Here is a 725-nt window from a genome sequence, read left to right on the forward strand (position 1 = left end):
TGAAGGACCGCGTCTACTTCGGGGCGAGCCTGCACGCGAGCAGGCTCGCAGCCGAGGACTTCGCGATCGCGATCCTCACCGAGCTGGGTGTGCAGGAAGGGATGGCGCGCACGGCCGCAGCGCATGCGGCGTTCACCGGGGCCGAGGCCGGCGTGTACGCGGTGCGGATCTACTCCGTGTCGCTGACCGGTGATGTCCGCGAGACCTTGGGTCGCGCGCGACCGTAACAGGCCTGCGTAGGGCTGAGGGAAACAAGGAGGACCGGGCACCGTGGGATGGTGCCCGGTCCTTCTTCATTGTGCGATGCGGGTCAACGCCCCAGCTCGCTGCCCCCCTCTTCGCGCCCAGCCGGACCGGTCGGACGCTCGGCACGGTTCCCGGTCGCTCTGCGGGTGGTCCGGGAGTTCTGCGCCGGTTGTATCGCCTTCACCGGCAGGGCACGGCCCCCGCTGGCGACCAGCTCGGGCTGCTGGGCGACGTCGTGCTCAGCTGCGTACTCCTGGGCTCGCTGACGCATGTTCTCGATCGCCGCGGTGACGTATGCCGCCTTGTCCTCCATCCCCGATTCCTCGACCAGCGTGGGCGTGGGATTGAGGTCCAGGCTCCAGCCGGGGTACCTCCCGTTGCGCCGCATCCGCTCGTCGGCTTCGAGGGCCGCGGCGATCGCCTCCGGGGTGCTCTTGTCCGCCTCGATGTCCATCCGGAGCTGGACCAGTTCGACGCGG

Annotated in this window: 1 protein-coding gene and 1 pseudogene; one reads left to right on the forward strand and one right to left on the reverse strand. The window is 69.7% G+C overall.

The genetic code is table 11. The features are described 5' to 3' along the window. Positions 1-227: pseudogene (locus tag FK268_RS24405) on the forward strand (hypothetical protein); the annotation flags it as partial. An 83-nt stretch (positions 228-310) separates the two neighbouring features. Here the strand turns inward: FK268_RS24405 and FK268_RS24410 are convergent. Beyond that, positions 311-725, reverse strand: a 415-nt coding sequence (locus FK268_RS24410) for a hypothetical protein (protein ID WP_158636208.1), incomplete at its 5' end; no start/stop codon positions are given.

The organism is Tsukamurella sputi (assembly GCF_007858445.1).
GTDB classification, from domain to species: Bacteria; Actinomycetota; Actinomycetes; order Mycobacteriales; family Mycobacteriaceae; genus Tsukamurella; species Tsukamurella sputi.